The 263-nt window shown below is 50.2% G+C and carries 1 protein-coding gene; it reads right to left on the bottom strand.

Going from position 1 to position 263, the window contains the following annotated elements; all coding sequences use genetic code 11:
- Positions 1 to 263: hypothetical protein (locus tag A3774_RS16865; protein WP_197468094.1), on the bottom strand; the 263-nt coding region annotated here is incomplete at both ends.

Genomic DNA, 263 nt, shown 5'->3' with positions numbered 1-263 from the left:
GCAACACCGGTGAAGTCTGTGCCATCAGCAGCAACACCGCTGTAGGTGAAGGTCACCGTGATTGCAGAAGTCACATCCGCTGCAGGCTGGTCAACACTGATTGTGTATGGAGTGGTTGTATTGCCTTCGATAACAGAACTTGGACCTGTAAGTGAGACATAAGCCGTCTCAGTATCAGGCTCAGTAGTACCTGGATCGGTATCATCAGTGATCTGCGTATCCACACTGTTGTTGGTCGCATCTTCAGCGATGTGCTCGAAGTT

The sequence above is a fragment of the Neptuniibacter marinus genome (assembly GCF_001597725.1).
Taxonomy (GTDB): Bacteria; Pseudomonadota; Gammaproteobacteria; order Pseudomonadales; family Balneatricaceae; genus Neptuniibacter; species Neptuniibacter marinus.
Note: the sequence above shows the minus strand (reverse complement) of the source record. Positions and strands in the feature narration are given on the sequence as shown.